Here is a 24,972-nt window from a genome sequence, read left to right on the forward strand (position 1 = left end):
AGATTCAACTAAAAAGTTACTTAATTCAAAAAAGAGCGGATTTAATGTGACAAAAACTTGTTCGGATAATATGTTCGCTTACCAGAATATTTATTTAGTTACAGTTTCATATACATATATCGATGAACCCCTAAAGGAGGAACTGTGTGGACGTTTTTATTAGACCGGGTGATTCCATTTGGTATTATAGCCAGGTTTTCAAGCTTCCGCTTCAATTAATTGTTGATTCAAATCCAAATCTAAACGCCCAAGGACTTCTACCTCAGCAAAAAATTAAAATTCCTGGATACGTAACAAATCAATATACAATTCAACATGGTGATTCCATTTGGGAGATTGCGCAAAGAATTAATATGCACATGGATGCAATTTTATTGCTGAATCCTACACTAAATCCAAATCAGCTGCAAATTGGGCAAAAAATCGTGCTACCTATTCGTGTAACTTGGAGAGTAGTCAATGGAAAACAAGATTATGACTATCATACGATGATTAGCGACATTGAAAAGTTGCAAATGATTTACCCATTTCTTATAAATGAATCGATTGGAAATTCTGTTATGGGTAATGAAATTCCAGGGCTTCTCATTGGGAATGGACAAAAACGTGTGCATTTTAATGCTTCATTCCACGCGAATGAATGGATTACAACACCGATTGTTATGACATTTTTAAACGATTATTTATTATCACTTACGACAAATCATTCGATAAGAGGGCTTTATACATTGCCATTATACCTTCAAACGAATTTAAGTATCGTCCCGATGGTTAATCCGGATGGCGTGGATTTAGTATTAAATGGGCCTCCTACTAATGAAACGGTTCGAACAAATGTAATTGAGTGGAATAATGGGAGTACCGACTTTTCAGGTTGGAAAGCGAATATTAATGGGGTGGATTTAAACGATCAATTTCCTGCAGGGTGGGAAATAGAAAGAGAAAGGAATCGAAAAACGCCAGGTCCACGTGATTACGGTGGGGAAAGTCCGCTATCGCAACCAGAATCAATTGCAATGGCAAAGCTAACTAGAGAAATGGATTTTGCCCGTGTATTAGCCTTTCATACACAAGGGCAAGAAATATACTGGGGATTTCAAGGGTTAGAACCGCCGGAATCCGAGCAGTTAGTAAACGAGTTCGCACGGGTAAGCGGATATAAGGCTGTCCAAACGATTGATAGCTATGCAGGCTACAAAGATTGGTTTATTCAAGATTGGCGTAGGCCTGGTTTTACAGTTGAGTTGGGACGCGGAACAAATCCTCTCCCACTTGGTCAATTCGATGAGATTTACGAAGAAGCTTTAGGCATTTTTTTAGTTGCCATTTATTCATAATTGAGCATATTTTCGTATTAGAGTGTACATTCACAATTACAATATAAAAAATAACCCCGTTCGTGTATAAACGGGGTCGGTTATTACGATTTAGTTTGGATCTCTTAAATCTTCCTGTACGCCGTTTAATTGTTGTTTTAAGTCCGACAATTTTTCTTTATTTTGTTCCACAATATCTAAATGTTCCTGACGTTGTTCCGCATTAGTAAGTGCATTTTCGGTGCGTTCAATTGAATTAAACGCATGCTCTATAGCAAATTCTTCTGGGTGAGACATGACTTGTTTTACCGCGCGCTCCGACCTTTCGACCGAGTTGGTTAATAACGTATTTGGATGATTTTGCTTCCAGCTAGGTGTACCTGAACTTTTTTTAGCCACTGCTCCACTTCCCTTCTCGCGTTATAATTGTTTTTCATTTTTAGTATCGTTAGATGTAAAAAATCTATACAAATAACTACATTAAAAAACCCGGAAAATTAATTCCGGGTTCTGATTCACACTTACTTGTAATCCTCCATGACAACTGCCTCGTTTCTGCATTAATTTCCCTTAGAAAACTGTGCATGAACCTTATTCAGCTTTGATGATGGTCCTTCAGAGATAACGATCATTCGCACTCATCGGGTTAACCCTCCTAGTCATTTAGATTGGAAGTGAAATCATTAATAGTATAGGCCAATTATTATTTTTTATTCACTTAAATTTATTTTATTTCTGATGTCGTTTATTTAGTTTTTACATCCCTCTCGGCTTCGTGACTTCTTGAGGAGGATTATTATGAATTACTTGATTAAATTCTTTTGAATATTCTTCTCGCCTATTCGTATCCTTAGTTTCGTGTTTTTTCTTTCTAAAGCTCGTTTTACTTTTTTTCGCCATCGTAATTCATCACCTACTCCTATTTATTGTTTTTTGCCGCACGATTTAATGGCTTTCCACCTAACTGATGTAACTCATCTAACTCTTTTGCGATTTCTTCTTTCATTTTATTCGGTGCAATTTTTAGATTTTTAGGTGTTTGAGGTAAGGATTGTTTACCTGTTCCTTTACCGATGCTATCGTCTCTGCCCATTTGAATTCTCCTTTCATCTTGAGTTCTTCTTAATATGGTCTGAGCACGATTTTTTATCACAGCAAAATATCTTAGAATAAATAAGCGTATCCTGCGCACGTTACTTAAATAGGAGGTGATTCAATATGAGCAAAAATAAAAATAACAGCAAAACGTTAAATGAAAGAACGCATAATCCGTTTCATACGTATAAGGAATTACATCATAACAAAACGAGTCACAATCGTAACCCTGAAGACAATACAGCAGAATTTGCCGAAGAATTCGATGCCAAATTAAAAAATAAAAACAATAAAACGAATCACGATAAAAATCAACAATCCAACAAAAAATAAGTTTACTTTTTCACTACATCAAAATTCGCGCCAATTAAAAGCCAATTTTGAGGAAACGGAAGGCCGAGTTTCCAGTAACCAACACCGCGTAAATTCAGGCGTCTTACTAAATCGAATTTCGCTTGAATGGAACGTGCATCCTCAAACCATACAATATGCGAACGGCCTTGTTCATCCACATAGTTAAAGTAAGGCGCTTGTGCAGTTGTGTCATATTGGATTGCGGCGTTATAACGTTTTGCCAATCCAATGGCACGCTGAGGACTTAATGCTTCTGCATATTCGCCTCCTTGTACGAAAGGTAGCGTCCAGTCGTAGCCGTATAAATTTTGACCAAGTAATATTTTATTTGCTGGCATTTCTGTTAATGCATATTGCACGACTTGTTCCACTTGTGGTAGCGGCGAAACAGCCATTGGTGGTCCTGCTGAGTAGCCCCATTCGTAAGTCATCAGCATGACAAAGTCCACGATTTCCCCATGCGCTCTGTAGTCATGTGCAGCAACCCATTCTCCTGGCTGATCGGCGCTCGTTTTTGGTGCGAGTGCCGTTGATACGGTATAACCCTGTTCATGCATTCTGGTAACCGCACGACGTAAAAAGTTATGATAGGCTTCCCGCTGATCAGCTGGTATTCGTTCAAAATCAAAATGAATATCCGACACCATCCCAATGCGCTTTGCCTCGTTGATAATATTGTCAATTAGCAAATCCTGTACGGCAACGCTTTGAAAAATATCCCGCGCAAGCTCACTGCTGAATTGATACTCTTCAAGGTTTGAAATGACCATAGCAAGTCCCGTATTATCTTGTGCTGCAATAGTTGGTAGTGGATCAATAGTTGGTGCTTTTAACGTACCATCCCTTCTTGCTTCATAACTAAAAAGTGCCAAATACGTTAAATAGGGATTGGCTTCTCGTGCCTGTTCTTGTAAGAGCTCACTCACTTGATTGCCTCTAGGTTCAATATAAGCCAAGATTTCCGCCGTCTTTTTTGTCATCGGTGGAATAAACAAATAAGTACCAATCATTAGCGGCGTATTCACACCTAAACCATTCACTTGTGCTAATGTTTCATAGTTGATGCCAAAACGTTGACCAATTGACCAGAAGCTATCCCCTGGCTGTACAACATAAAATTGCCCCCAAATCGGAATGACTAACGCTTGCCCTATGACTAACTGGTCTGGCTCTGGAATTTGATTCGCTGTTACTATACTTTGCACCGTCGTTCCATAAGACTGTGCAATTCCCCACAAAGATTCCCCTGGCTGCACGACATGAATTTGAATCGTCCGTCCCCCTCTATTTCTCGATTTTATAATTTATGAGATCTGTTTGACGAACATGTATTTAAAGAACAATAAAAAGAGCATATCTAATTTGAATAATCCCCCAAAAGTTTCCACATACTGCATCAAAAGGAGGATGAGCCGTGCTGCAGCAAACAACAACGATCCAACAAGAAATAACTAAATTGAGTGAACAATTTCTGCATTCTTCAGATTTCACGGTAAAAGAAATTCCTTGGGGTTCAGGTGAGCAGGCAATTTTGTGTTTTTATTCTTCACTTGTGAAAAAAAGTGAAGTGGAAAGCAACCTTAACTTACTAAGGCTTGCAAAAAGAACGATATCGTATGAAAATCCCGAAACACGAATTGACGAGCCAATAAGAAATCGAACAACGACCTTTGATGATTCCGTTACGATTACTACAGAACCATATAATAATGAAAAACTGATTGACTATATATGCAATGGTGAAACGTTGGTCATCCTGTTACATACGCACGAAATGATTAGACTAGATAGCCCAGATTTTGTGCATAGAACACCGGATGAACCTGAAAATGAGCATGTATTACGTGGATCTCATGAAGGACTTGTTGAGAATTTTGATTCGAATGTGTCACTTATTCGAAAACGCATTAAAAATAATAAACTGATTGTGAAGAAGCTGATTCTTGGAAAAGAGACTAAAACCGTTGCTTACTATTTTTATGTAGAGGATATAGTAGATAAGGAAGCGCTGAAAACAGTAGAAGAGCGTCTACAAGCAATCGAGCTTGATATGTTTTATAGTGTTGGGCAGCTTAGTGATTATTTAGACGATCAAGTTTGGTCGCCATTTCCCCAGCTGCTCAATACAGAAAGGCCGGACCGTGTTGTAGCGAATATCTTGGAGGGTAAAATAGCGATTATGACCGATGTTTCGCCAACCGCGCTCATTGGACCCGTTACCTTTTTTTCATTTTATCAATCCCCTGATGATTTTAATGCACGTGTGTTAGTCGGAACGTTTTATCGGATAATGCGGATCTTCAGTTTTTTATCGGCCATCTTTTTACCCGCGTTTTATATTGCTATTGTTAGTTTTCATTTTGAAGTGTTACCGCTTGAACTCGCCAATAAGGTCAAGTCGGATATAAATCAAATCCCGTATCGACCACTTATTGAAGCACTTATTATGGAAATTACAATTGAACTCATACGCGAGGCAAGCGTTCGTCTACCAAAATCGATTGGACAAACGATTGGTATTGTTGGAGGGCTTGTTATTGGAGAGTCGATTGTTAGTGCGGGATTAGTATCGAATTTAATGGTTATTGTTGTAGCGTTCACAGCCATATCGAGTTTTGTTGTACCGTCTGTTGAGCTGAATACATCAATTCGTATGCTGCGCTTTCCATTTATGCTATTGGCTGCATTGTTCGGGTTTTTCGGTATCGTAATCGGAACATTTATATTAGTTATTCATTTATTGAATTTAAGCTCATTAAAACGTCCGTATTTTTCGCCGATTATTCCGTTCGAGCCAAAAGAGTTGCATAAAATATTCCTCCGTGGACCTTATTATAAAGCAAAGAAACAAGTCACGAGTTTCTCACCACAAAAGGATGACAAATCATGACGATCAAGTTAACAAAAGTACAATTATTCCTTTTAATGTTCGTTATGCAAACTGGATTTGTTTATACATCTTATCAAAACGTTTTGATTGAGTATGGGGGACGTGATTCCACCATTCTATTTCTCATCATTGCCCTAGTGTTTTTTTTACAGCTATTGTTTTTTGAAAAAATGTATAAATACTTCATATTAAATCGTTTTACTAAAGTACTCTACCTTATTTATTGGTTCTTCTATATTATTGTGTTCGTTGTTTATATTACGTATGTATTAACTTCTTGGGTGTTTCCAAATACGCCAAATTCCGTACTAATCGCCATTTTTCTATTTGTGTGCTTTTATGCGAGTGTGAGTAGACCTGAAACCGCCATTAATATTGGAGTCGTTTTACTGCCTATGCTCGTTTTGTTTGTTTTATTTATGTTGCGCGCTATTCCAAATCTACATGTGACTAATTTATTTCCGCTATTCCAAGAGTCAAAGGAATCTTGGATGATGGGTCTAATCTATGCTACATATGCGTTTGGTGGTGCAGAATCCTTTATTATGCTGCGCAAATACGTTTTAACAGGCGAAAAAATCAAAAATAAAGTATTGGCGGCATACTCCATTTTTTTAACAAGCTTTTATTTATTTTCACTTTTATTTACACTCATGTTTTTTGCGCTAGAAGAAATCAAGCTACTTCCTGAGCCGATTTTATATATTTTACATTCACAAGAAGTTACATTCGTAAAGCGTCTTGATTTATTCTTTATTTATATTTGGCTATCTTGGTCATTAGTAGCTATCGTAAATTATGTTCTCATGATGAGGCTCGTTTATTTTGAAAAAAAACGTAAATCACCAAAACTAAAACTATTCATTTTATTCACAAGTCTTGGCATTATTTCACTTTTTCTTATCCGATTTTCAGTACTTGAGTTTTTTAAGCATTATGTTGTTTATCTGAATATTGTTTTTACATTTATATTACCAATTTCCATTATAATCGTAAATAAAATAAGGGGGCGAACAATATCCGAATCCGATGCATCAGCTTAATAGTCGTTTCGCTCTTGCTGGTAGGTTGTTGGGATGAGCGACTTTATAAAAACTCATCCGTCATATCACTGAGTGGTTTTGAGGGAAGAATAGGCGATATCACAGCGTACTATGCCTATCCCCAAGCGACAACAGAAGAGATGAAGACGATTGTCATTACTGGAAATGGTGTGTCAGCTCGTGCTGTACGGCAGGATGCAGAGCTAAAAGTCGAACAAACTCTTGATTTATCCGTACTGTCAACAGTCCTTATTTCCGAAGATACCGCAAAAGAAGATATTTATGAGTATATCGATATTTATTATCGTGATGCCACCAATCCTATCACATCAAAAATGGCCATTATCCAAGGCGAATTAAAGCCCTTTTTTGAACTAAGTGAGGATTTCCAAAGTACTACGGGTGAGTTTTATAATCGTTTTATTTTAAGTTTAGAAGAGAACTCGTTAGTCATTCCCTTTACTGTACAAACAGCTGGATCAATTCTTTTTGAACCTGCGCAAGATTTAGCACTGCCCTATATTAAAATGGATGAAGAAAATAGACCCGTTGCAGATGGGATAGCCTTGTTTTCTGGCCGATCCTATACAGGTAAGAACTTGTCTGCGACACAAGGGGTTTTGTTAAATATTTTAAATGAATCTCTTGGTCGAACAGCACGTATTAATTATTTATACGAGGGAAGTCCTGTTTCAATTCTCATAAATCGAGCAAAGAGAGACGTAAATGTTACGGAAAAAGAAATTGAAATTAACAATAAACTTGATGTTGTCATCACAGAATTTCCACGAGACCATTTAAGGGAACGGGAAATCAGAACAGAACTTCAAAAGTTTCTCTCTGAAAAAATTGAGAAAGATATGAATGAAATGATGGGGAAATTGCAAGAAGCAAAAAGTGATGCCATTGGACTTGGCCGGATCGTCCGAGCCTATCATCCTCGTTTGTATAAAGAAGATTGGAGCGAACATTTTTCCACATTAAATATCCCGATTAACGTAGAAGTTGAAATTGTAAAAACGGGGATATTATATTAAAAAAACCTGTAGTTCATACACCTTTTCTAGTGTGCGAACTACAGGTTTTCTTAAAGTTGGCTAATAAAAATCACAAAAAATGCTAATCATTACAGCTCTAACGTTTCATTCGTATTTTTACCTTTTGGAAGCTCATCTTCATTGCCGATTACTTTCTTCATGAAGTTTACAATGGATTTTGCCGTAGCGGCAGTATCCCAGTATTCTGCAGAATCCGTGTTCACCTTGATTAAAACAATTCGGGGATCTGTATAATCTTTTAAATCAAACATCACTTCATAAGCTTTGCTCCACAACTCCTTTTTCTTTTCAAGGCTATCTACAAGCTCTGCTGTACCCGAAATCGACGCATACGATTTATCCGCTACAATGACATTTACTTTGTCATTGTTTTTAATTTCATCGTATTTATCCGTGTCCTTTAGTGTTAAGAACCATAAATCCCCATCAAACTCCACTTCCTGAAGCTGCATAGGGCGTGCCACGATTTTCCCCTCTTGGTTAATCGTTGCCAGCATGCCGATTTTTGCATCTGTTAAAATACGCTTTAGCGTATCTAGTGCCTCTTGATTTGTATTTTGTGTTTGAGACATACAATCACTCCCTTTCTTTGAGAATGTTCCCATTTGATAATAAAATTAAACACATTCATTCATTTCACGGTATATTTCGCGATACTTTTAATAAGTGTGAAAAAATTACGCGAGCACGAAGTACCATTGCGATGACGATTTCTCTCGTATTTGCAATGAATAATCTTATTTACAATGATGACCTTCAAGCGCGTGCAGATTCCTTTGCCTCTCTAACAGCCTACTCAATTGACATCGCTCATTCCGATTTTGACGTTTCAGCCTTAAAGGAATCTCTCTCGTATGAGGAAGCAAGGGACAATTACTTTATCAAACGAAGCGATTTTAAGTTGGTGCGATGTATATTAGCTTTGTTTTGTGCTACTGGCAATGGCCATTTTAGCATTGAAGACTTTATCGAACATAACGGACGATGCGAAAAATTATTAAATTTTACATCGTCTTATCTACTGGCACAAAGGACAGTGGTTTCGATGTCGCAGAAACCTGCTGCGAATCAATTAAATACGTCGTCCCCGCTATTTCAATTCGCGTTTCCCCTCATCAAAGCGAATAAAGTGTACCACTGCATGTTTTGGTAAAGCCCCAACAACTCATCCACTTCGTATTAGCTTCACTTTTTCATCAAGTTGAATTTTGTCACTTGATTGTACTTCAGTATCCGCAAGGGCCGACTCTTGCCATGTAAGTATTACGAGTAAAGATAACCCGATGACGAATAGTTTTTTCACATTTCGCACTCCTCAAATTTACTATATTAGCAAAATATCACTTTAATTTTCGCGTAATTACAACAAAAAAACAGCCTGCATGGAATTTGCTCCACACAGGCTGTTTGTCATGATTTAGTTTTCTTCCACATCTTTACGATTTTTCTTCGTTAATTTCGAAAGAACTTCGTACACGATTGGAACAACTACTAATGTTAATAATGTCGATGATAATAAACCACCGATTACCGTAATGGCTAAGTCTTGAGAAATCAGACCGCCACCAGCGCCACCGAATGCCATTGGTAACATCGCACCAATTGTCGCAATCGCTGTCATTAAGATTGGACGTAAACGCGTCGCCCCGGCTTCAAGTATCGCCTCACGTAAACTCATACCGTCACGTTCCATATGAATAATACGGTCGACTAATACGATGGCATTTGTGACAACGATACCAATTAACATCAGTAAGCCCATCAGTACAGATACTGAAATCGTTTGACCTGTTGCCCATAAACCAACCCAAGAACCGATTACCGCGAATGGTAATGAGAACAGGATTGCAAATGGTGCTAATCCTTCACCGAATGTCACAACTAAGATGAAGTAAACAATCGCGATGGCCGCGATCATGGCAACACCTAATTTTGTGAATGTATCTGCCATATCAGCAGCAACGCCACCAACACCTGTCGTTACACCTTTAGGGAAATCGAGGTCTTCAATTTTCTTATCTGCAGCAGATGTTGCTTTTGAAATATCTTTGTCTGTAATTGCCGCCGTTACAGTTGCAAAGTATTCACCTTTTTGACGAGAAAGTGAATTTAATGTTGTACCTTCTTCTAATTCTACTAGGTCGCCAATTGTCATTGTTTGACCAGTAGCTGTTTGAATCGGTGTATTTAATAATTCGTCAATGTTTGCTGCAGCTGAACGCGCTTCACGTTGCACGACTACTTCAATATCATCGCCGTCTGATTTTAATGTTGTTAACACTTCTTTTTGATTATTTGTTTGTAGCGCCATTAAAATTTGAGCCGTTGTTAAACCGTATTGTAATACGTTTTGTTGCTCTACTTTTAATACATGCTCTACATACGGGTTAGATGCGTTCGATTCAATATCTTCTAAACCTTTTACATCTACTAATACATCTTCTACTTGTTTTACTGCATCATTTAGCTTATCTAAATCTTCGCTATATAATGTGTAGCTCACTTCGTTTGAAGACATACCCATTGCGAAGTTTTGTGTTTTCCATTCGCCTGATTGGCCAATGTTAAAGATATAATCTTCTACTTCTTTTTTCGCAGCAGGGAAATCATCCATGTTTGGGTCAAAGATTAAGTAGATTAAACCGCCACCAGCGCCGCCACCTGTCATCATCGCAGCTGCATCTGTAGACGTTTCAGTATTTACTGATAACTGAACAATATCCACATCTTCACGTTTTAATAATTCTTTTTCAACCACTTCAATGTTTGCTAATGTATCATCCATTAACTCACCCGTTTCCGGTGTGTATGTTAAATACATAACTTTCTCTTCTTGAGAGCCCATGAAGCTGAAGCCAATTAATGGCGTTAATGCTAATGAACCAAATAACATAACAATCGCAATGATTGACGTGATCCATTTGTGATTTAAACATTTTTCTAAGAAGCCACGGTAAGCTAATGCTAATTTACCAACTTCTTTATGATTACTTTCTGATTTTTCCCCGTAAATTTTCTTACGGAATAATGTATGAGAAAGTGCTGGTACGATTGTAATCGCCACGATTAATGAAGCGATTAAGGCAAATGACATCGTTAATGCGAATGGTAAGAATAACTCCCCAACCATACCGCCTACAAATACTAACGGTGCAAATACCGCGATTGTTACTAATGTCGAAGATAAAATCGGCTTGAACATTTCAATCGTTGCTTCACGAATTAATGCACGACCTTTTAACTTCTCATCTTTTAAGTGCATACGACGATAAATGTTTTCTACAACAACGATCGAGTCATCAATTACACGACCAATCGCTACCGTAATGGCACCAAGCGTCATAATATTTAACGTAATATCCATCCAGTTTAGTAATAGTAATGCCATGAATACCGATACTGGAATTGAGATAATTGAAATAATTGTTGATTTGAAATCACGTAAGAATAAAAGGATAATTAAAATCGCAATTAACCCACCGAATACCGCTTTTTCAATCATCGTAAATACTGAATCTTCAATTGGTTTCCCTTGGTCTAGTGAAATATCAATTTTAAGTCCAGAAATTAATTTTTGCTCTTCTTCGATTAACTCTTTCACTGCGTTAACAACTGTTACTGTATTCGCATCTTGACCTTTTACAATTTGAATTGAAATGGCATCTTTCCCGTTAGTACGAGAAACAGATTGTACTTTACCAACCTTTTCAATCGTTGCAATGTCGCCAAGTTTTACGAATGGCACAGGATTAGTTTCAGATGGCGTCACAGGGATTAACATTTCTTGTAGCTCTTCCACTGTTGTAAACTTACCATCAACCGCAACGGCTTGTTCGCCTTCTTTAAATTCATATAAACCTAAAGAAATCGCTAAATCACTTGCTTGAACCATTTGCTTCACAGAATCCTCTGTTAAGCCAAGCTCTTTCATTTTTTCTTCATCATATGTGAACGCTACTTGTTCAATATGTTGGCCAGTTACTGTTGCAGAAGCAACGCCGTCAATTTTATTTAGCTTCGGTAGTACTAAGTCTTCCACTGTTGACGTTAATTCAACGATGTCTTCCTCACTACTACTTACAGAAAGTGCGATAACCGGCATCATATTCATACTGATCGCCATAATCGAAGGATCTTGAGCCCCTTCAGGAATGACGACATTATCCAATGCGGATTCTAACTCACGTTTCTTTTCATCCATATCCACACCGTACTCGTACTCTACTTGAACTTGAGCAACGTTTGAACTTGATGTTGAATAGACTGCTTTTACATCTCCTAAACTTTCAACGGCCTTTTCATAAGGAATTGAAAGCTCCTCCATAACCTGCTCTGGTGTTGCACCAGGATAAACACCCATGACAATTAAAAATGGGATTGAAATATCAGGAATCGATTCCATTTTCATTCGAGATGCTGAATAAATACCAGAGAACACAATAATGATTGTTAACAACCATACTGCCAGCTTATTTTTTAATACGAAATTAACTAAGCCTTTCACGGTTCCACCTTACCTTTCTTGACTATATGTAACCACCATTCTATAATAATGACTAGCCGGTCACGTGTCAAATGAAAGGACGGGTAAATTATTATGACAAGAAAACAATTAATCATCGATTCTGCGATTACCTTATTTTCAGAAAAAGGCATTGAATCCACATCGGTTCAGCAAATTACCAATCATTGCGGCATCTCTAAGGGCGCGTTTTATTTATCATTCAAATCAAAGGACGAGCTCATTTTTTCCATTATTGAACATTTTTTGAATTCGATTATTAGTGAGGTTGACCAAGCAGTCAATAGCGCTACTGAGCCCCTTCAAAAACTCTATATGTATTTTTCAAAAACTTTTTCAATATTATCGCACTATACAACATTTGCTGATATTTTAATGCGAGAAAAAGTATCCACGTTTAGTGATGAACATCTTGAAAAAATTCATTATTATATTATGCTTTCCAACAAAAATTTAGAAAAGCTGTTACTTTCCGTATTTGGTGATCAAATCAATGGCAAACAATATGATTTAGTCATTGTCGTGAACGGCATGGTGCAAGCTTACCTACAATGGATTTTTGAAATAAAAAAACCATTTGATGTCGATTTACTTGCCAGATCGCTCGTTGAAAAAACAACAATACTCGCGCAAAATAGCACTCTTAGATTTTTAGATGAAACCTGTGCTATGTATGAACCTGTTGAGAAAATTTCAACTGATTACATTATAAATGACCTCATACAGTTAGTTGATGAAGTCCAATCGGATATCGAGCGCCAATCCGTCAAGCTCCTTATTGAGGAACTGCAAATCGAGCAGCCGCGCCAAGCGATTGTATTAGGTCTCGTTAAAAATATAAATGCCAACGAAAAATTCAATTGGATTACGACTTATTTAAATCATAAGTTTCGTTAATGTTAAAACCGGATTGGCAATATAGCCAATCCGGTTATTTTTAGTCTTTTAAAAATTGTAGAATTTCACGTACCACCGTTTGCGAATCTTCAATCATGCCTAAATGACCGGTGTTCGTATATACCTTTGTCACATTCGGATTTGACGTTTCGATTGGTGTTACTGCCCCATCTTGTTCGCCTTCAATGACTAAAATTGGTGTTTCGGTAGTATCCACTAATTCACGCTGATTCGGGCGCGACTTCATAGCACCGAGCGCTGTAATGAGCCCGTCTTCGTTTGCTTCATGTGCGACCTCTTTTGCAAATAAAATATCTTCTGTAGCTGCATCAGGTGCTAGGAAGTTATGAATAACGCCCTCTACAAATGAACCCACCCCTTGCTCTTGAATTTCTTGCTGTTGCTTTGTACGTTTTTCAATTGCTTCTGGTGTATCAGGCGCATCAGACGAATACATTAGTACGGCTTTTTCAATATTCGAATACTTCTTTTCTAGCGCAGCCAGTGTAATATAACCACCCATCGAATGCCCTATCCAGTATGCTTTGTCAACTTGCTCTTGTGTTAATACATCTAAAATATCCTCTGCATAGCGGTACATCGTATATTCGCCCTTAGGATCTTCACTTTTTCCGTGCCCAGGCAAATCAATGGCAATGACATCAAAATGCTTTGTTAATGGCTCAAAAATTCGTTCGAAAATTTGAACGCTTCCTAAAAATCCATGAATTAAAACAACGACTTCTCCAGAACCTTCACGTTGATAATGTAACATTGTAATACCTCCCCAAATATAGTCATATTATCTTTTACCTAAAATCGCCAAATGTAAACTAAAACTGCACAACAAGTTTTCACTTAGTCGTGCAGCTTCCCATTAACTATATAATTTCTTCCGCTTAAATGTTGGCTTTACTTCCGCAAATAGAATAGCGCAGAAGATTAAAATGCAACCAAGAATCATGCGACCTGTTAAAAGCTCGTTTAACAATAGTACCGAGAACATCGTACCAAATAGCGCCTCTGTTGATAAAATAATTGCTGACTTTGTCGGGTTCGCATACTGCATTCCGATGTTTTGACACACGTACGCAACCCCTGTACAAAATACCGCTAAATAGACGATAATACCAAGACCTTCTGCCGAGTATGTCGTCGGGTAATCGCCAAGGATCACTACACCAATCACACTACAAATGGTCGCCGTGTAAAATTGCACGATTGTCAGTGCCAAAGCGTCTTCTGTTTTTACAAAAACATTCGTATAAAAAATATCAAATGCGAAGGCAAACGCACAAAGAATGGATAGGAAATCCCCAATATTAATCGTTAATGAATCCTGAAGTGATAAAAAGCCAATTCCAACAATTGCGACACCTGCTGCGATAAATTCAAAGCGGTCAATCCGGCGCTTGTATATAACGTAGGCAATAATTGGCACAATGATGACATTAATCGCCGTTAAGAATGCATTTTTTGAAGGAGTTGTATATTCTAAGCCCCATGTTTGAATGGCAAAGGCCACAAACAAAATGGCACCAAGCGTGGCACCTTTCCATAATACCGTCTTATTGATTAGCTTGAGTTTCTTATAAAAAACGAGACTCAAAATAACCGAGGCTAAAAAGAAGCGCCCCGCCATGAGTTGAAACACCGACCAGTGTTCAAGTCCCTTTGCCATCCCAACAAAACCGCTACCCCACATAACTGCGGTAATGAGCATCAGTAGCTCACCTTTATATTTCTGCATGTTAATCCTTCTCTCTCTTTAACCCATATGCCATTCCTTCTAAAGATGTAGTAGCAAGATGAGTGGAATCATTTGTGCTTTCAAATTACTGTACTTCGTACGTTTCCGCCTAAACTGAATTTTCGGTAATATTATGTACACACAAAAAAAGCCCTTATTATACTTAGGGAAGTAATTCGCCTAAGTCCCAAATAAAGGGCAATCTTTCAAACTATATTACAGTAAAAATAGCAATCAAACAACCCATTTGCAAATTAGCAAATATCTAAAATTTCTTAGAATCGTTTGCAAAATGGGCTTTTGTTGTGCTAATTAAAATTTCATTTAACTCATTTGGTGTTCGGTCAAAATCCGATTGAACCCATTGAATAATAAAGCCGATAATTGCATTCGTCTGAAAGCTTAACATATATTCTGAATCCTCACCTAAATCTATCGAGACTGATTCGTTTAAATACGTTCGAATCGTATCAAATAGCTGATAATAATACATTAATGGCGTTTTGCGATCAAAAACAATTTTATAAAAACCCTTATACTTTTCAACATGATGAAAGATCCGAACCATATCTGAATGCAAATTCTCAATCTTGTTGTCCGTTAATACGTACGGCTCATAATAGGCCTTCCGTAAATCCGAAGTTAACTCTTCGAAATATTCCCCAAACAATTCCGATAGATCGTGGTAATGTAAATAAAACGTTCCCCGATTGATATTTGCGAGCTTGCATAATTCAGAAATCGTAATTTTATCTAATGCCTTTTCCTTTAATAAGTGAAGAAGCGCTTCTTGTAAATGCGCTTTTGTTTTCATGACACGTAAATCTTTTTTCATTTCACACCTCTTAATGAACATATTTCCATATTGTGTTGAGTAATGAACAAAACTCAAAATAGCTGTTTATTGTATTAATTTCTCATTCAAATTATAATAATAAATGAACAAATGTTCAATTACTATTGAAAAACAGGAGGCAATCTTACATGAAATTACAAGGTAAAGTAGCAATCGTAACTGGCGCAGCTTCAGGTATGGGGAAAGCAATCGCTGAAATTTATGCAAAAGAAGGCGCAAAGGTAATTGTTTCTGACTACAATTTTGAAGGAGCCGAAGCTGTTGTTGCAGACATTAAAGCAGCTGGCGGCGAAGCGATCGCAAACCGCGCAAATGTTGCTGAACTTAAAGACATCGAAGCAATGATTGAAGCGGCAACTTCAACATACGGTAAATTAGACATTTTAGTAAACAACGCAGGTATTATGGACGGTATGGAGCCAGTTGGTGAAATTACGGATGAAAAATGGGACCGCGTATTTTCTGTAAACACGCGTGGTGTTATGCAAGCCATGCGTTTAGCAGTAAACTTGTTCTTAGAGCAAGGTCACGGCGTTATTGTTAACAACATTTCTGCTGGTGGTCTTCGCGGTGGGCGTGCAGGTGCAGCATATGTAGCATCTAAGCATGCCGTAACTGGCCTAACTGCAAACACAGGTTACATGTACGCACAATCTGGTATCCGTTGTAACGGAATCGCACCAGGTGGCGTAGAAACAAATATCCAATCTTCTATGACAGGTGTTTCTCAATTTGGTGCTGGTCGCCAAATGACAGGTGGACAAACAATGCCTCGTTTAGGTAAACCGGAAGAAGTTGCGCAACTTGCATTATTCTTAGGTTCAGACGATTCAAGTTTCATCAACGGACAAGTAATCGCTGCTGACGCAGGTTGGACTGCTTACTAAGTTTTTTAATACTTAACGGTCCCCCACTAGTTAATAAACTAATGGGGGGCCGTTTTTTCTTGCAATACAAAAATTATTCAAATTCTCCGCTGAATTACTTGACTTCAATTCCACGCTCTGGCATTTTATTTGCCGGGGAGAAGAATATTTAGATGAATAGAAAATCGTGAGCGAAGAAGTAATTCTAATAACTCAAAATTAGTGTCGGATAATCTGCTTTAAATCATAAGTAAAGTAACACTATATTTAACGGATTATGTACGAATCCAATTCATTCCGACTATAATCATAGCAATTTAAGCCAAAATCATGTACAATAAACCTTTAACATAATGTAGGGACGTGAATGAATTGATTAACATTGAAATGCCAAAACCAGATTTAGTAATTCGCCAACGCGAGCAAGTACTTAAACAAGGCGAAGTTGAAATTACACCATACTTCGGATTTATCGATTTCCACAAAATCACACGTGATAACGGCGGTGTTTTCTTCTTCTATAACGAGAAAAACGAACTATTATTCGTCGGAAAAGCACGTAAAATCCGTCAACGTATTAAAAAGCACTTCGAAGATAATGTATCTCCAGTAAAAGATCACCGTAACGAGATCCACAAAATCGAAATTTATGAAATTGAAGATGCTGTAGAGCGTGAAATTTACGAAACTTATGCTATCAACGAATTCAAAGCAAAATATAACGTAGACAAAGTATTTTTCGAACGTTAATCTACTTAAAAAGCATGGAAGCCGGTTATCCGGAATCCATGCTTTTTATTTTTTAATGTTGATTGGTATTCGTTAATTTAAAATCCAACATTTCATTAACTTTACGGATATCCGTTAAAATTCCGCCCTTTTGTGCTGCGATGCCGACATACCATTGATTGATTAAATCTTGCATCCCATCTTCAACCGTTTCCCCTTGCGTAACTAAATGCACTATTAAGTCAATCGCTTTTGTACGATCCTCATAAAACTTCGCACGTGCTGGGAAATCTTTGCCTACATCCTGTTTGAAAATATGGCCTAATTTAATGATACCGAAGTTCATCATTTGCTCACCATATAAAGTAGAACCAACAACCGCCAAGCGTTCGTTAAAATCAGGCTCATCTTTAATGTAGTCTTGCATTAGAAGCGATACTTCACCAGCGAAGTCTTTTAGTTTATTACGCTGGCCTTCCATTAAGCTTTTTGTTTCCTCGAAAATTTTGACCATCATTTCTGAATGCTCAAACATGCCCTTAACTTTTTTCAGCTTTTCATCTGATGCACCGTTAATTTTTGTTTGAATCGTTTCATATACGTAAAGTCTTTGTAAGTAAGATGACAATAAAATAATCCCATTATAATGAACACTTGCTTCATGTTTTTGTGGATCCCCGATGTTAATTTTCATGTTATTCCTCCAGCATTTGTTTCTATACAATATTAACAATACCATATATTTCACATGTTGAAAGGGAAAAATTCAAACTATTTTAACTTTATTCAGCACAAAGCCTCGTATTTCTATAAGTAAATGCGATTGCCTCATATGAATTTAGCTTAGCAGAAATTCTACCCTCGTTAAATTAAGTTAAGCCCGGGCCGATGTCACAGATTTTTAAAGGAGTTTTTTGAGAGACTCGAAAAAACTTTGGACACAATTACGCCTTAGCGTCATTGATTAATGCGTGAAATTCATGCCAATTTGTTAAACGAATGTAGTCAGCCTGTTGATTGTACGATTGATTTTTGACAATCGCATTCGTTTTTGTTCCTGCTAGTGTGTTTAACACTGCCGGTTTATCGTCCACGTAAACGTCTAGCGCTAAGCGTTTAATAATATCGATTTTTTCGTGATCAGCCATTCCGCAGTAAAAGCGCTCGTCAACGACTGGGAAGCCTTGTGCTTTTACCCATTCACGCGTTTGTAGACAATAGCCTTTTGGGCGCGATGTAATATAATAGATTTCATGACCAGCTTCTGCTAAACCGTTTAGTACCTCTTTTGCATCCGAGTAACTTGGGCAATCGGTAAAATATATTTCAGGCATCGAATCTTTCCACATTTGTCCGCCTTGTTCAGCTGTCAATCCAAATGCTTCATGAATTTCAACGGTTGGAATTTGTTCGAATACGCCTTCACTTACTGCCATGTTTAACTTTTTATTATAAATATGAAACGCGTGACGACGTAAATCAATCAGCGTATCATCAATGTCAAAACCAAATTTCATAATTTCCACCTAACTCAGTACAACAAAAGCTTCACTAAACTTTTGTTCTTTTTCAATTTGTAGTGCCTGTATTTTTTCAATTTGTTGTTTGCGCTGCGTTGCACAGCTGACATAATCAAATGGTTCTTTTTCGAGTAACACTTGCGCTAAAATATGTGCATCCATTAAGGCACTGTTCAAACCATACGCTCCGGTCGGCGTCATCGTATGGACTGCATCCCCAATTAACACCACACCGTCTTTCTCCCACTCCTTTGATGTACTACTAAATACATCAAGCATAACAAAGTCTTTCCAAGAGGTAATGTGTTTCGTTACAGTAGCTTCCAGTTGTGGAAATGCACGACATAGCTTTTCGATAAATGGCGTAAAGGGTTGTTTGCGTAATTGCGGGAAGCTTCCTTTTTCGATGTTCCAGCCAATTTGTACAAAGCCTTTTGCCTGTGTAAAAATCGATATTTGCATCTCATCAATAAGTGCCATTTTAATAGAAGGGCTCCAGTTTTCAGGAGCTGGAATTCGCGCCCATAACAGGTCATAGCCATGACTCCGAATGGTCGTATCTAAATTCGCTAATTTACGAATACTTGAATAGCGACCATCTGCGCCAATAATGAGCTGTGCTTCGATTGTACATTCCTTACCATTTTGCACCGCGCGCACTGCTGTATAATGGCCCTGCTCATTTTGAATAAGCTCTTTTACGGTTGTATTTAGCTCATAATCAAACGACGGGTAGCTTTTTGCCTGCTCTAAAATCGCCTCAAGTAAATGCGCTTGTGGTACGTGAATACCTAAATGACCGACCTGTTCATCGGGGAAAACACTTTTAATACAAGCCCCGTTATGCCAATACTCTAGAGTTTCCATTTTTAACAGTCCCAGCTGTTCAATACGCTCATAAATACCGTGCTGTTTTAACACGTGCTCGCCTTCTTCATTTAAATGCTCCCCGCGAAATGCTTTGGCAAAATCGTTCGTGCGCTCTACGAGTAACACCGATACATTGTTTTTGGCAAGTAAATTAGCTAGTAGCGTACCACCTGGACCCCCACCAACGATACAAACATCGACCTTTTTATTCATCTGCCTTCACCTGTTTTGGGTAGGCGATGATGCGTAAATCTGGACCAATTTGTGTCACTTCTTCAAACTGCAATTGCGCAGCTAAATCGATTGAATCGACGTCTTCCCCTGTAAATGGTGTAATCGAATGCACGCCTCCTAATACTTTTGGTGCAACGTAGACAATGTATTGATCGATGAAACCGCTGCGTAAAAATGACGCATTGACCGCGCCACCACCTTCAACAAGTAAATGAGTAATGCCGAAATGGTATAACGCTTTTAAAGTTGCTTCAATATCTAATCCACCGGCAGTGTTCGCAACACGAATGATGGCAACACCTTGTTTTTCAAGGGCAATCGCTTTTTCTTCTGGTGCATCAAAGGCCGTCACAATAACTGTACGCGCTTCATTCGTCTTAGCGATATGCGCGTCTAGCGGTGTTTGTAGCTTACGATCTAACACAACGCGAATCGGATTGCGGCCCACTCTCTGCTCAAGGCGTGTTGTTAATTTTGGATTATCTTTGAGTACGGTATTTACACCGACTAAAATCCCATCGACTTCATGACGGATTTCGTGTACGTCTTTTCGTGCCTCTTCTGATGTAATCCACTGGGAATGACCATTATGTGCAGCAATTTTGCCGTCTAATGTCATCGCAAATTTCGATACGACAAATGGGCGTTCAGTTAGCATATTATGAATGAAGCGTTCATTTACTTTACGTGCTTGTTGCTCCAGTAAACCAACCTCAACTTCAATACCTGCATCGCGCAGAAGCTGAATCCCACGTCCTGCAACAGATGGGTTCGGGTCTTGCATCGCTACCACAACTCGGGCCACTTTCGACTCTTTCACTAAATTCGCACAAGGTGGTGTTTTCCCGAAATGTGAGCAGGGCTCCAATGTGACATAAAGTGTTGCCCCTTGTGCCTGCTCACCTGCCATACGAAATGCGTGTACTTCTGCATGTGGCTCCCCTGCTTTGCGGTGTAGTCCTGAACCGATTATCACGTCGTCCTTTACAAGTACGGCACCAACAAGTGGATTCGGATTGGTATTTCCTTTTGCACTCGCTGCTAAATCGAGCGCTAACTGCATATAGTCACGGTCTGTTTTCATCCAAAATGTCCCCTTACATTGTTAACTTTTTCGCTTCGCCTAAGTGGCCTGATTTTTCAACTTTAGTTTGTAGATAATGCGCGTTTGTCTTTGTTAAACCGCCCCAAATGGGTACATGACCACTTGCTGCTAAACCATGCGCTTTTAGTGCTGCTAATTTTTTCGGATTGTTTGTAATGAGCGTGACCGGTTTTTTTCGCATACTTTCTAAAATTTTAAGCGCGTCTTCATATGAACGCGTATCATCTTCAAAGCCTAACGCATGGTTTGCTTGCACCGTATCAAAATCATCTTCTTGCAAAAGGTAAGCAAGAGATTTTGAGAATAGGCCGATGCCGCGCCCTTCGTGATCTGCTAAATAGAAAATCGCTCCGCAGCCATGCTCGGCAATCATTCTCATCGATTCATGTAATTGATAGCCACAATCACAGCGCTGTGAGCCAAAAATATCTCCCGTATGACAAATACTGTGCATACGAACAAGTGCATCGTCACGATTTTCAAAATCACCATATACTAAAACAGAAGACTGCTGACCAAATGCGAGATTCATCGTTGGCAGGTCATCAATCATTTGTTGTTTTGTTTTACTTTGGTCAACTGCTTGCCAAGAATACCAGTTAAAAGTTGCTTCAAAATCATCTTGTTTCACCGGCATCTTCACCGGACCAACTAAGGCTAAATTTTGTGAGTCGTTACGCACGACAAAGCGGATTTTTTCATTTAGAATATCAATAGGATTTTTCATTTTTATCACCATATTCTCTCTATAGTTACTTTATGTAAGCTAGTTTAATATAATAAGTTAAAAAGGTCAAATAAAGGGACTGCAAAATTTGCAGTCCCTTTTACATTGCATTTAAAAATGATAGTCTTCGATGTTCTTCACTTTTTGTGCGATTAAACTAACGACAACGAATGTTATAAGTGAAGCGATGATCGGAATGGTTACCGAGTGCATACCAAAAACATTTGTATGGAATTCGTAAATATACATATACAAACCAATACCAACAATCATCGAGCTAATTGAACCGTATTTGTTGGCTTTTTTCCAGTATAAACCGAATACCACACTCCATAAGAACGCGGATTCTAAGCCACCAAAAGCGAATAAATTTAGCATAATGAGTAGCTCTGGTGGGTTTACTGCAAATAACACAACCGCAATTCCGATAATAGTAGTGACCCAGAAACTACGCGTTTTAATTTGCTTGTCCGAAGCTTTTGGATTGATATAGTTTAAGTAAATATCTTTTACTACCGTAGAACTTACTAAAATGAGTAGCGCGTTCACCGTCGACATAATCGCGGCCATTGGAGCAGCTAACACAATCCCCGCAAGCACAGGAGGAAGAACTTCTAGCGTTAACATCGGCATCACTTTATCGCCGATTTCAATACCAGGCATAACTGGTCGTGCAAACACACCGATTAAATGCATCCCAAACATAATTGTCCCAATACTGATTGTTCCGATTAAAATGGCACGGTGTAAGCTTTTTGAATCCTTATAGCTCATCGCACGTACGGCAATTTGTGGTAAGCCGATTACCCCTAAACCGATTAAAATCCAAAATGTTGATACGTAAAGCGGTGTTAAACTTTCATCTGCACCAAACGGCGACACTAAATTCGGATTTTCAGCTACTAGGCCTTGCATGATATTATCCACGCCACCACCTGCAATAACTGTGGCAACTAGTAAAACAACCGTACCGATCATCATAATCGAACCTTGAAGCGCATCTGTTAACGCAACGGCGCGGAAACCACCAATGACCACATAAATTAGTACTGATGCTGCAAAAATCACTAAAGCTGTCGTATATGAAAGTCCCGTTAATGATTCTATTAAACGTGCGCCACCTACCCACTGTGCCGTCATCGAAGCAAATAAGAAAATCAAAATACTAATTGCTGAAATAATAACGATTGTATGGCTGTCATAGCGCTTCTTTAAAAAGTCGATTAAGGTAATCGCTTCAATCCGGCGTGCAACAATCGCGAACTTTTTCCCGAGTACCATTAATACAAAGTAACCCGCTGGTAGCTGTGCCATTGCAAGGAGCACCCAGCCTAAGCCGGTATTATACGCAACCCCTGGACCACCGATGAAGCTTGATGCACTCCCATACGTTGCCATCATCGTCATCGCGAGTAGGAAGCCACCCATTTCACGTCCGCCTAAAAAGTATTCCTGTAAAAATGACTTCGAATTGACCACTTGGCGATTTGCCCAAATTCCAATTCCGAAGATAATGATTAAAAATACGAATAACGGTACAATTACGGACCAATGAATCATCGCTCTTCTTCCTCCTCATCTAACGGAATGTCTTTGAAGAAAAGCTTCATCGCGAGCCAAATGCACACAATCATAAAGATTGTGCCTACAATACAACTATAGAAAAACCACGCTGGGAATCCAAAGACGTACTTGTATTCCGTCGGGTCACCCGAGCCTAGCCCATAGGCAAAGCCGTACCAAATCGCAAAGTTCATTACAACTAACACCACACCAATGAGTGCTTCTTTATGTGCGATTTTAAAACGCTTATCATGCATGTTATTCATCCTTTCTTAGTGAGTAGTATGTTTAGAAAATATCCTTTTCTATCATACGTGCGAAAGGCTAGAAAGAAAAGACTTTCTCGATAGATTTATAGAACAAAAGCGCTAAAGCACCCGTTTATCCCCGCCAGACGTTGGAGTGCAAAAGTAAACGGTCTACCACTTTTGCAGGAGGGTTCGAAACGGGCTGGCACTTTAGCCAAGACGTAGACAAAACTTTATGTAAAGTAGCCACCATGTGATATTTTATAATTTCCTTAAAAATGAAAAAACCGCCGTCTCACAACGTAGACGGCGATCATTTTACAGCTTATAACAATTCCTTACGTAACTCCGCTGCTGACTTTGGTGAAAGTAAGCCAAACGGAATATCAAACACCGTCTTCGCTCCTTTTTCCCCTTTTTGCGCTAATTTATGCGCAGCACGAGCATACGCCACTAACACACTTGATGTGAACATCGGATTGGACTCTAATTTTAATGAAAACTCTAAAATTTGCTTGTCTTGTTCGCCTGATTCACCTGAACGAATAACAAAACCGCCATGTGGCATACCTTGATGATTCGTAGTGAAATCTTCTTCTGTAATGAAATTCACTGTTGTATCGTAATCGGCAAAGTAGTTTGGCATCTCTTTAATTTCTTTTTCAATGGCCGCTTTATCCGCTCCTTGCTCTAGTACAACGTAGCATTCACGCGCATGCTTTTCACGCGTAGTAAGCTCTGGGTTTTCCCCATTACGTACACGGTCAACCGCTGTTTTAATTGGCAATGTATACTGCACTGCTTTTTTAACGCCTACGATGCGACGTACAGCATCTGAGTGACCCTGGCTTAAGCCGTCACCCCAAAATGTATATGTATTCCCTACTGGAAGAACGGCTTCACCAAGTAAACGATTTAATGAGAATAAGCCTGGATCCCAGCCGACTGAAATAATCGATACCGTACCTTGCTGCTGAGCGACTGCGTCAACCGTTTCAAAGAACGCTGGAATCTTCGCATGCGTATCAAAACTATCAATCGTGTTAAACCACTGTGCAAAATGCGGTACCTGCTCCGGTAAATCCGTCGCTGAGCCACCACAAAGAATCATCACATCAATTTGATCTTTATAATTCGGTGCATCCGCCACTAAATAAACGGGTACAGTTGAGTTTACGACTACAGATGCTGGATCACGGCGCGTAAAGACAGCTACCAGTTCCATGTCATCATTTTGACGAATTGCCGCTTCGACACCGCGACCTAGATTTCCGTAACCTACAATACCAACACGCGTTTTACTCATTTCTATTTCCTCCTGTAATTCAA

Annotated in this window: 25 protein-coding genes; 8 read left to right on the top strand and 17 right to left on the bottom strand. The window is 38.7% G+C overall.

Annotation, left to right across the window (positions count from 1 at the left end):
• Window positions 1-146: 146 nt before the first annotated feature.
• Window positions 147-1,337 carry a M14 family zinc carboxypeptidase gene (locus tag NSQ62_RS10960; protein WP_341320181.1) on the top strand — a complete coding sequence of 397 codons (1,191 nt, stop codon included), beginning with the start codon at window positions 147-149 and terminating at the stop codon, window positions 1,335-1,337.
• Between the two features lie 90 nt (window positions 1,338-1,427).
• Here NSQ62_RS10960 and NSQ62_RS10965 read toward each other — a convergent pair whose 3' ends face one another.
• Together NSQ62_RS10965 and NSQ62_RS10970 are read right to left on the bottom strand one after the other, a co-directional pair.
• Entirely contained in the window at window positions 1,428-1,715 is a 288-nt protein-coding gene (locus NSQ62_RS10965; RefSeq protein WP_341320182.1) for a hypothetical protein, read from the bottom strand.
• 520 nt (window positions 1,716-2,235) lie between these two features.
• Window positions 2,236-2,409, bottom strand: a complete 174-nt coding sequence (locus NSQ62_RS10970; RefSeq protein WP_341320183.1) for a hypothetical protein — start codon at window positions 2,407-2,409, stop codon at window positions 2,236-2,238.
• A gap of 125 nt (window positions 2,410-2,534) precedes the next feature.
• Here NSQ62_RS10970 and NSQ62_RS10975 point away from each other — a divergent pair, with 125 nt between their 5' ends.
• The gene (locus tag NSQ62_RS10975; RefSeq protein ID WP_341320184.1) at window positions 2,535-2,744 is read left to right on the top strand and encodes a hypothetical protein; all 210 of its coding nucleotides are present in this window, start codon (window positions 2,535-2,537) and stop codon (window positions 2,742-2,744) included.
• Between the two features lie 2 nt (window positions 2,745-2,746).
• On the opposite strand, the gene NSQ62_RS10980 is transcribed toward NSQ62_RS10975, so the two are convergent.
• Window positions 2,747-4,036, bottom strand: a complete 1,290-nt coding sequence (locus NSQ62_RS10980; protein ID WP_341323923.1) for a glycoside hydrolase family 18 protein — start codon at window positions 4,034-4,036, stop codon at window positions 2,747-2,749.
• 143 nt (window positions 4,037-4,179) lie between these two features.
• Between NSQ62_RS10980 and NSQ62_RS10985 the strand changes: the two genes are divergently transcribed.
• From NSQ62_RS10985 to NSQ62_RS10995, 3 genes are read left to right on the top strand one after another with little or no spacing between them, the layout of a single operon-like run.
• Window positions 4,180-5,655 carry a spore germination protein gene (locus tag NSQ62_RS10985; RefSeq protein WP_341320185.1) on the top strand — a complete coding sequence of 492 codons (1,476 nt, stop codon included), beginning with the start codon at window positions 4,180-4,182 and terminating at the stop codon, window positions 5,653-5,655.
• Window positions 5,652-6,698, top strand: a complete 1,047-nt coding sequence (locus NSQ62_RS10990) for a GerAB/ArcD/ProY family transporter (RefSeq protein WP_341320186.1) — start codon at window positions 5,652-5,654, stop codon at window positions 6,696-6,698. The genes NSQ62_RS10985 and NSQ62_RS10990 overlap by 4 nt, the downstream gene beginning before the upstream one ends.
• Before the next feature lie 14 nt (window positions 6,699-6,712).
• Window positions 6,713-7,735 carry a Ger(x)C family spore germination protein gene (locus NSQ62_RS10995; protein ID WP_341320187.1) on the top strand — a complete coding sequence of 341 codons (1,023 nt, stop codon included), beginning with the start codon at window positions 6,713-6,715 and terminating at the stop codon, window positions 7,733-7,735.
• Between the two features lie 89 nt (window positions 7,736-7,824).
• Here NSQ62_RS10995 and NSQ62_RS11000 read toward each other — a convergent pair whose 3' ends face one another.
• The 3 genes from NSQ62_RS11000 to NSQ62_RS11010 form a co-directional block, all read right to left on the bottom strand.
• Window positions 7,825-8,328 carry a pyridoxamine 5'-phosphate oxidase family protein gene (locus tag NSQ62_RS11000; protein WP_341320188.1) on the bottom strand — a complete coding sequence of 168 codons (504 nt, stop codon included), beginning with the start codon at window positions 8,326-8,328 and terminating at the stop codon, window positions 7,825-7,827.
• Window positions 8,329-8,921: 593 nt separating this feature from the next.
• The gene (locus tag NSQ62_RS11005; protein WP_341320189.1) at window positions 8,922-9,059 is read right to left on the bottom strand and encodes a hypothetical protein; all 138 of its coding nucleotides are present in this window, start codon (window positions 9,057-9,059) and stop codon (window positions 8,922-8,924) included.
• 114 nt (window positions 9,060-9,173) lie between these two features.
• Complete coding sequence (locus NSQ62_RS11010; protein ID WP_341320190.1) at window positions 9,174-12,260, bottom strand: efflux RND transporter permease subunit; 3,087 nt, start codon at window positions 12,258-12,260, stop codon at window positions 9,174-9,176.
• A 93-nt stretch (window positions 12,261-12,353) separates the two neighbouring features.
• On the opposite strand from NSQ62_RS11010, the gene NSQ62_RS11015 reads away from it, so the two are divergent.
• The gene (locus NSQ62_RS11015) at window positions 12,354-13,175 is read left to right on the top strand and encodes a TetR/AcrR family transcriptional regulator (RefSeq protein WP_341320191.1); all 822 of its coding nucleotides are present in this window, start codon (window positions 12,354-12,356) and stop codon (window positions 13,173-13,175) included.
• 40 nt (window positions 13,176-13,215) lie between these two features.
• On the opposite strand, the gene NSQ62_RS11020 is transcribed toward NSQ62_RS11015, so the two are convergent.
• The 3 genes from NSQ62_RS11020 to NSQ62_RS11030 all read right to left on the bottom strand — a co-directional run bounded on the left by NSQ62_RS11020 (window position 13,216) and on the right by NSQ62_RS11030 (window position 15,760).
• Window positions 13,216-13,950, bottom strand: a complete 735-nt coding sequence (locus NSQ62_RS11020; RefSeq protein ID WP_341320192.1) for an alpha/beta hydrolase — start codon at window positions 13,948-13,950, stop codon at window positions 13,216-13,218.
• 102 nt (window positions 13,951-14,052) lie between these two features.
• A complete protein-coding gene (locus NSQ62_RS11025) occupies window positions 14,053-14,925 on the bottom strand; it encodes a DMT family transporter (protein WP_341320193.1) in 873 nt (290 codons plus the stop codon).
• 265 nt (window positions 14,926-15,190) lie between these two features.
• A complete protein-coding gene (locus tag NSQ62_RS11030) occupies window positions 15,191-15,760 on the bottom strand; it encodes a TetR/AcrR family transcriptional regulator C-terminal domain-containing protein (protein WP_341320194.1) in 570 nt (189 codons plus the stop codon).
• A 149-nt stretch (window positions 15,761-15,909) separates the two neighbouring features.
• Between NSQ62_RS11030 and NSQ62_RS11035 the strand changes: the two genes are divergently transcribed.
• Both NSQ62_RS11035 and NSQ62_RS11040 read left to right on the top strand, forming a co-directional pair.
• Complete coding sequence (locus NSQ62_RS11035; protein WP_341320195.1) at window positions 15,910-16,668, top strand: glucose 1-dehydrogenase; 759 nt, start codon at window positions 15,910-15,912, stop codon at window positions 16,666-16,668.
• Between the two features lie 351 nt (window positions 16,669-17,019).
• Complete coding sequence (locus NSQ62_RS11040; RefSeq protein ID WP_341320196.1) at window positions 17,020-17,397, top strand: nucleotide excision repair endonuclease; 378 nt, start codon at window positions 17,020-17,022, stop codon at window positions 17,395-17,397.
• Window positions 17,398-17,449: 52 nt separating this feature from the next.
• Here the strand turns inward: NSQ62_RS11040 and NSQ62_RS11045 are convergent, their stop codons facing one another.
• The 8 genes from NSQ62_RS11045 to NSQ62_RS11080 form a co-directional block, all read right to left on the bottom strand.
• The gene (locus NSQ62_RS11045) at window positions 17,450-18,070 is read right to left on the bottom strand and encodes a transcriptional regulator (RefSeq protein WP_341320197.1); all 621 of its coding nucleotides are present in this window, start codon (window positions 18,068-18,070) and stop codon (window positions 17,450-17,452) included.
• A gap of 250 nt (window positions 18,071-18,320) precedes the next feature.
• A complete protein-coding gene (locus NSQ62_RS11050; protein WP_341320198.1) occupies window positions 18,321-18,893 on the bottom strand; it encodes a hypothetical protein in 573 nt (190 codons plus the stop codon).
• Window positions 18,894-18,902: 9 nt separating this feature from the next.
• Complete coding sequence (locus NSQ62_RS11055) at window positions 18,903-19,979, bottom strand: FAD-dependent monooxygenase (RefSeq protein ID WP_341320199.1); 1,077 nt, start codon at window positions 19,977-19,979, stop codon at window positions 18,903-18,905.
• On the bottom strand, window positions 19,972-21,084 hold the full coding sequence (gene ribD, locus NSQ62_RS11060) for a bifunctional diaminohydroxyphosphoribosylaminopyrimidine deaminase/5-amino-6-(5-phosphoribosylamino)uracil reductase RibD (RefSeq protein WP_341320200.1): 1,113 nt from the start codon (window positions 21,082-21,084) through the stop codon (window positions 19,972-19,974). Before ribD ends, NSQ62_RS11055 begins: the two co-directional genes overlap by 8 nt.
• A gap of 13 nt (window positions 21,085-21,097) precedes the next feature.
• The gene (locus NSQ62_RS11065; RefSeq protein WP_341320201.1) at window positions 21,098-21,844 is read right to left on the bottom strand and encodes a GTP cyclohydrolase II; all 747 of its coding nucleotides are present in this window, start codon (window positions 21,842-21,844) and stop codon (window positions 21,098-21,100) included.
• Between the two features lie 99 nt (window positions 21,845-21,943).
• Window positions 21,944-23,389, bottom strand: coding sequence for a sodium/pantothenate symporter (panF, locus tag NSQ62_RS11070; protein ID WP_341323924.1), 1,446 nt, complete (start codon window positions 23,387-23,389; stop codon window positions 21,944-21,946).
• Window positions 23,389-23,661 (bottom strand): YhdT family protein, encoded by a 273-nt coding sequence (locus tag NSQ62_RS11075; protein ID WP_341320202.1) that lies wholly within the window; start codon window positions 23,659-23,661, stop codon window positions 23,389-23,391. Before NSQ62_RS11075 ends, panF begins: the two co-directional genes overlap by 1 nt.
• Window positions 23,662-23,968: 307 nt before the next feature.
• The gene (locus tag NSQ62_RS11080) at window positions 23,969-24,949 is read right to left on the bottom strand and encodes a diaminopimelate dehydrogenase (RefSeq protein WP_341320203.1); all 981 of its coding nucleotides are present in this window, start codon (window positions 24,947-24,949) and stop codon (window positions 23,969-23,971) included.
• Window positions 24,950-24,972: the final 23 nt, after the last annotated feature.

This window comes from Solibacillus sp. FSL H8-0523, assembly GCF_038051985.1.
In the GTDB taxonomy this organism is placed as follows: domain Bacteria; phylum Bacillota; class Bacilli; order Bacillales_A; family Planococcaceae; genus Solibacillus.

Bases quoted from the DNA above. Each gene is read 5' to 3' on its own strand.
- NSQ62_RS11030 (WP_341320194.1), bottom strand. From the start codon at position 15,760: ATGAAAAAAGATTTACGTGTCATGAAAACAAAAGCGCATTTACAAGAA.
- NSQ62_RS11025 (WP_341320193.1), bottom strand. From the start codon at position 14,925: ATGCAGAAATATAAAGGTGAGCTACTGATGCTCATTACCGCAGTTATG.
- NSQ62_RS11020 (WP_341320192.1), bottom strand. From the start codon at position 13,950: ATGTTACATTATCAACGTGAAGGTTCTGGAGAAGTCGTTGTTTTAATT.
- NSQ62_RS10990 (WP_341320186.1), top strand. From the start codon at position 5,652: ATGACGATCAAGTTAACAAAAGTACAATTATTCCTTTTAATGTTCGTT.
- NSQ62_RS11050 (WP_341320198.1), bottom strand. From the start codon at position 18,893: ATGAAATTTGGTTTTGACATTGATGATACGCTGATTGATTTACGTCGT.
- NSQ62_RS11065 (WP_341320201.1), bottom strand. From the start codon at position 21,844: ATGGTGATAAAAATGAAAAATCCTATTGATATTCTAAATGAAAAAATC.
- NSQ62_RS11055 (WP_341320199.1), bottom strand. From the start codon at position 19,979: ATGAATAAAAAGGTCGATGTTTGTATCGTTGGTGGGGGTCCAGGTGGT.
- NSQ62_RS11075 (WP_341320202.1), bottom strand. From the start codon at position 23,661: ATGAATAACATGCATGATAAGCGTTTTAAAATCGCACATAAAGAAGCA.
- NSQ62_RS11045 (WP_341320197.1), bottom strand. From the start codon at position 18,070: ATGAAAATTAACATCGGGGATCCACAAAAACATGAAGCAAGTGTTCAT.
- NSQ62_RS11080 (WP_341320203.1), bottom strand. From the start codon at position 24,949: ATGAGTAAAACGCGTGTTGGTATTGTAGGTTACGGAAATCTAGGTCGC.
- NSQ62_RS11015 (WP_341320191.1), top strand. From the start codon at position 12,354: ATGACAAGAAAACAATTAATCATCGATTCTGCGATTACCTTATTTTCA.
- ribD (WP_341320200.1), bottom strand. From the start codon at position 21,084: ATGAAAACAGACCGTGACTATATGCAGTTAGCGCTCGATTTAGCAGCG.
- NSQ62_RS10975 (WP_341320184.1), top strand. From the start codon at position 2,535: ATGAGCAAAAATAAAAATAACAGCAAAACGTTAAATGAAAGAACGCAT.
- NSQ62_RS11035 (WP_341320195.1), top strand. From the start codon at position 15,910: ATGAAATTACAAGGTAAAGTAGCAATCGTAACTGGCGCAGCTTCAGGT.
- NSQ62_RS11000 (WP_341320188.1), bottom strand. From the start codon at position 8,328: ATGTCTCAAACACAAAATACAAATCAAGAGGCACTAGATACGCTAAAG.
- NSQ62_RS10970 (WP_341320183.1), bottom strand. From the start codon at position 2,409: ATGGGCAGAGACGATAGCATCGGTAAAGGAACAGGTAAACAATCCTTA.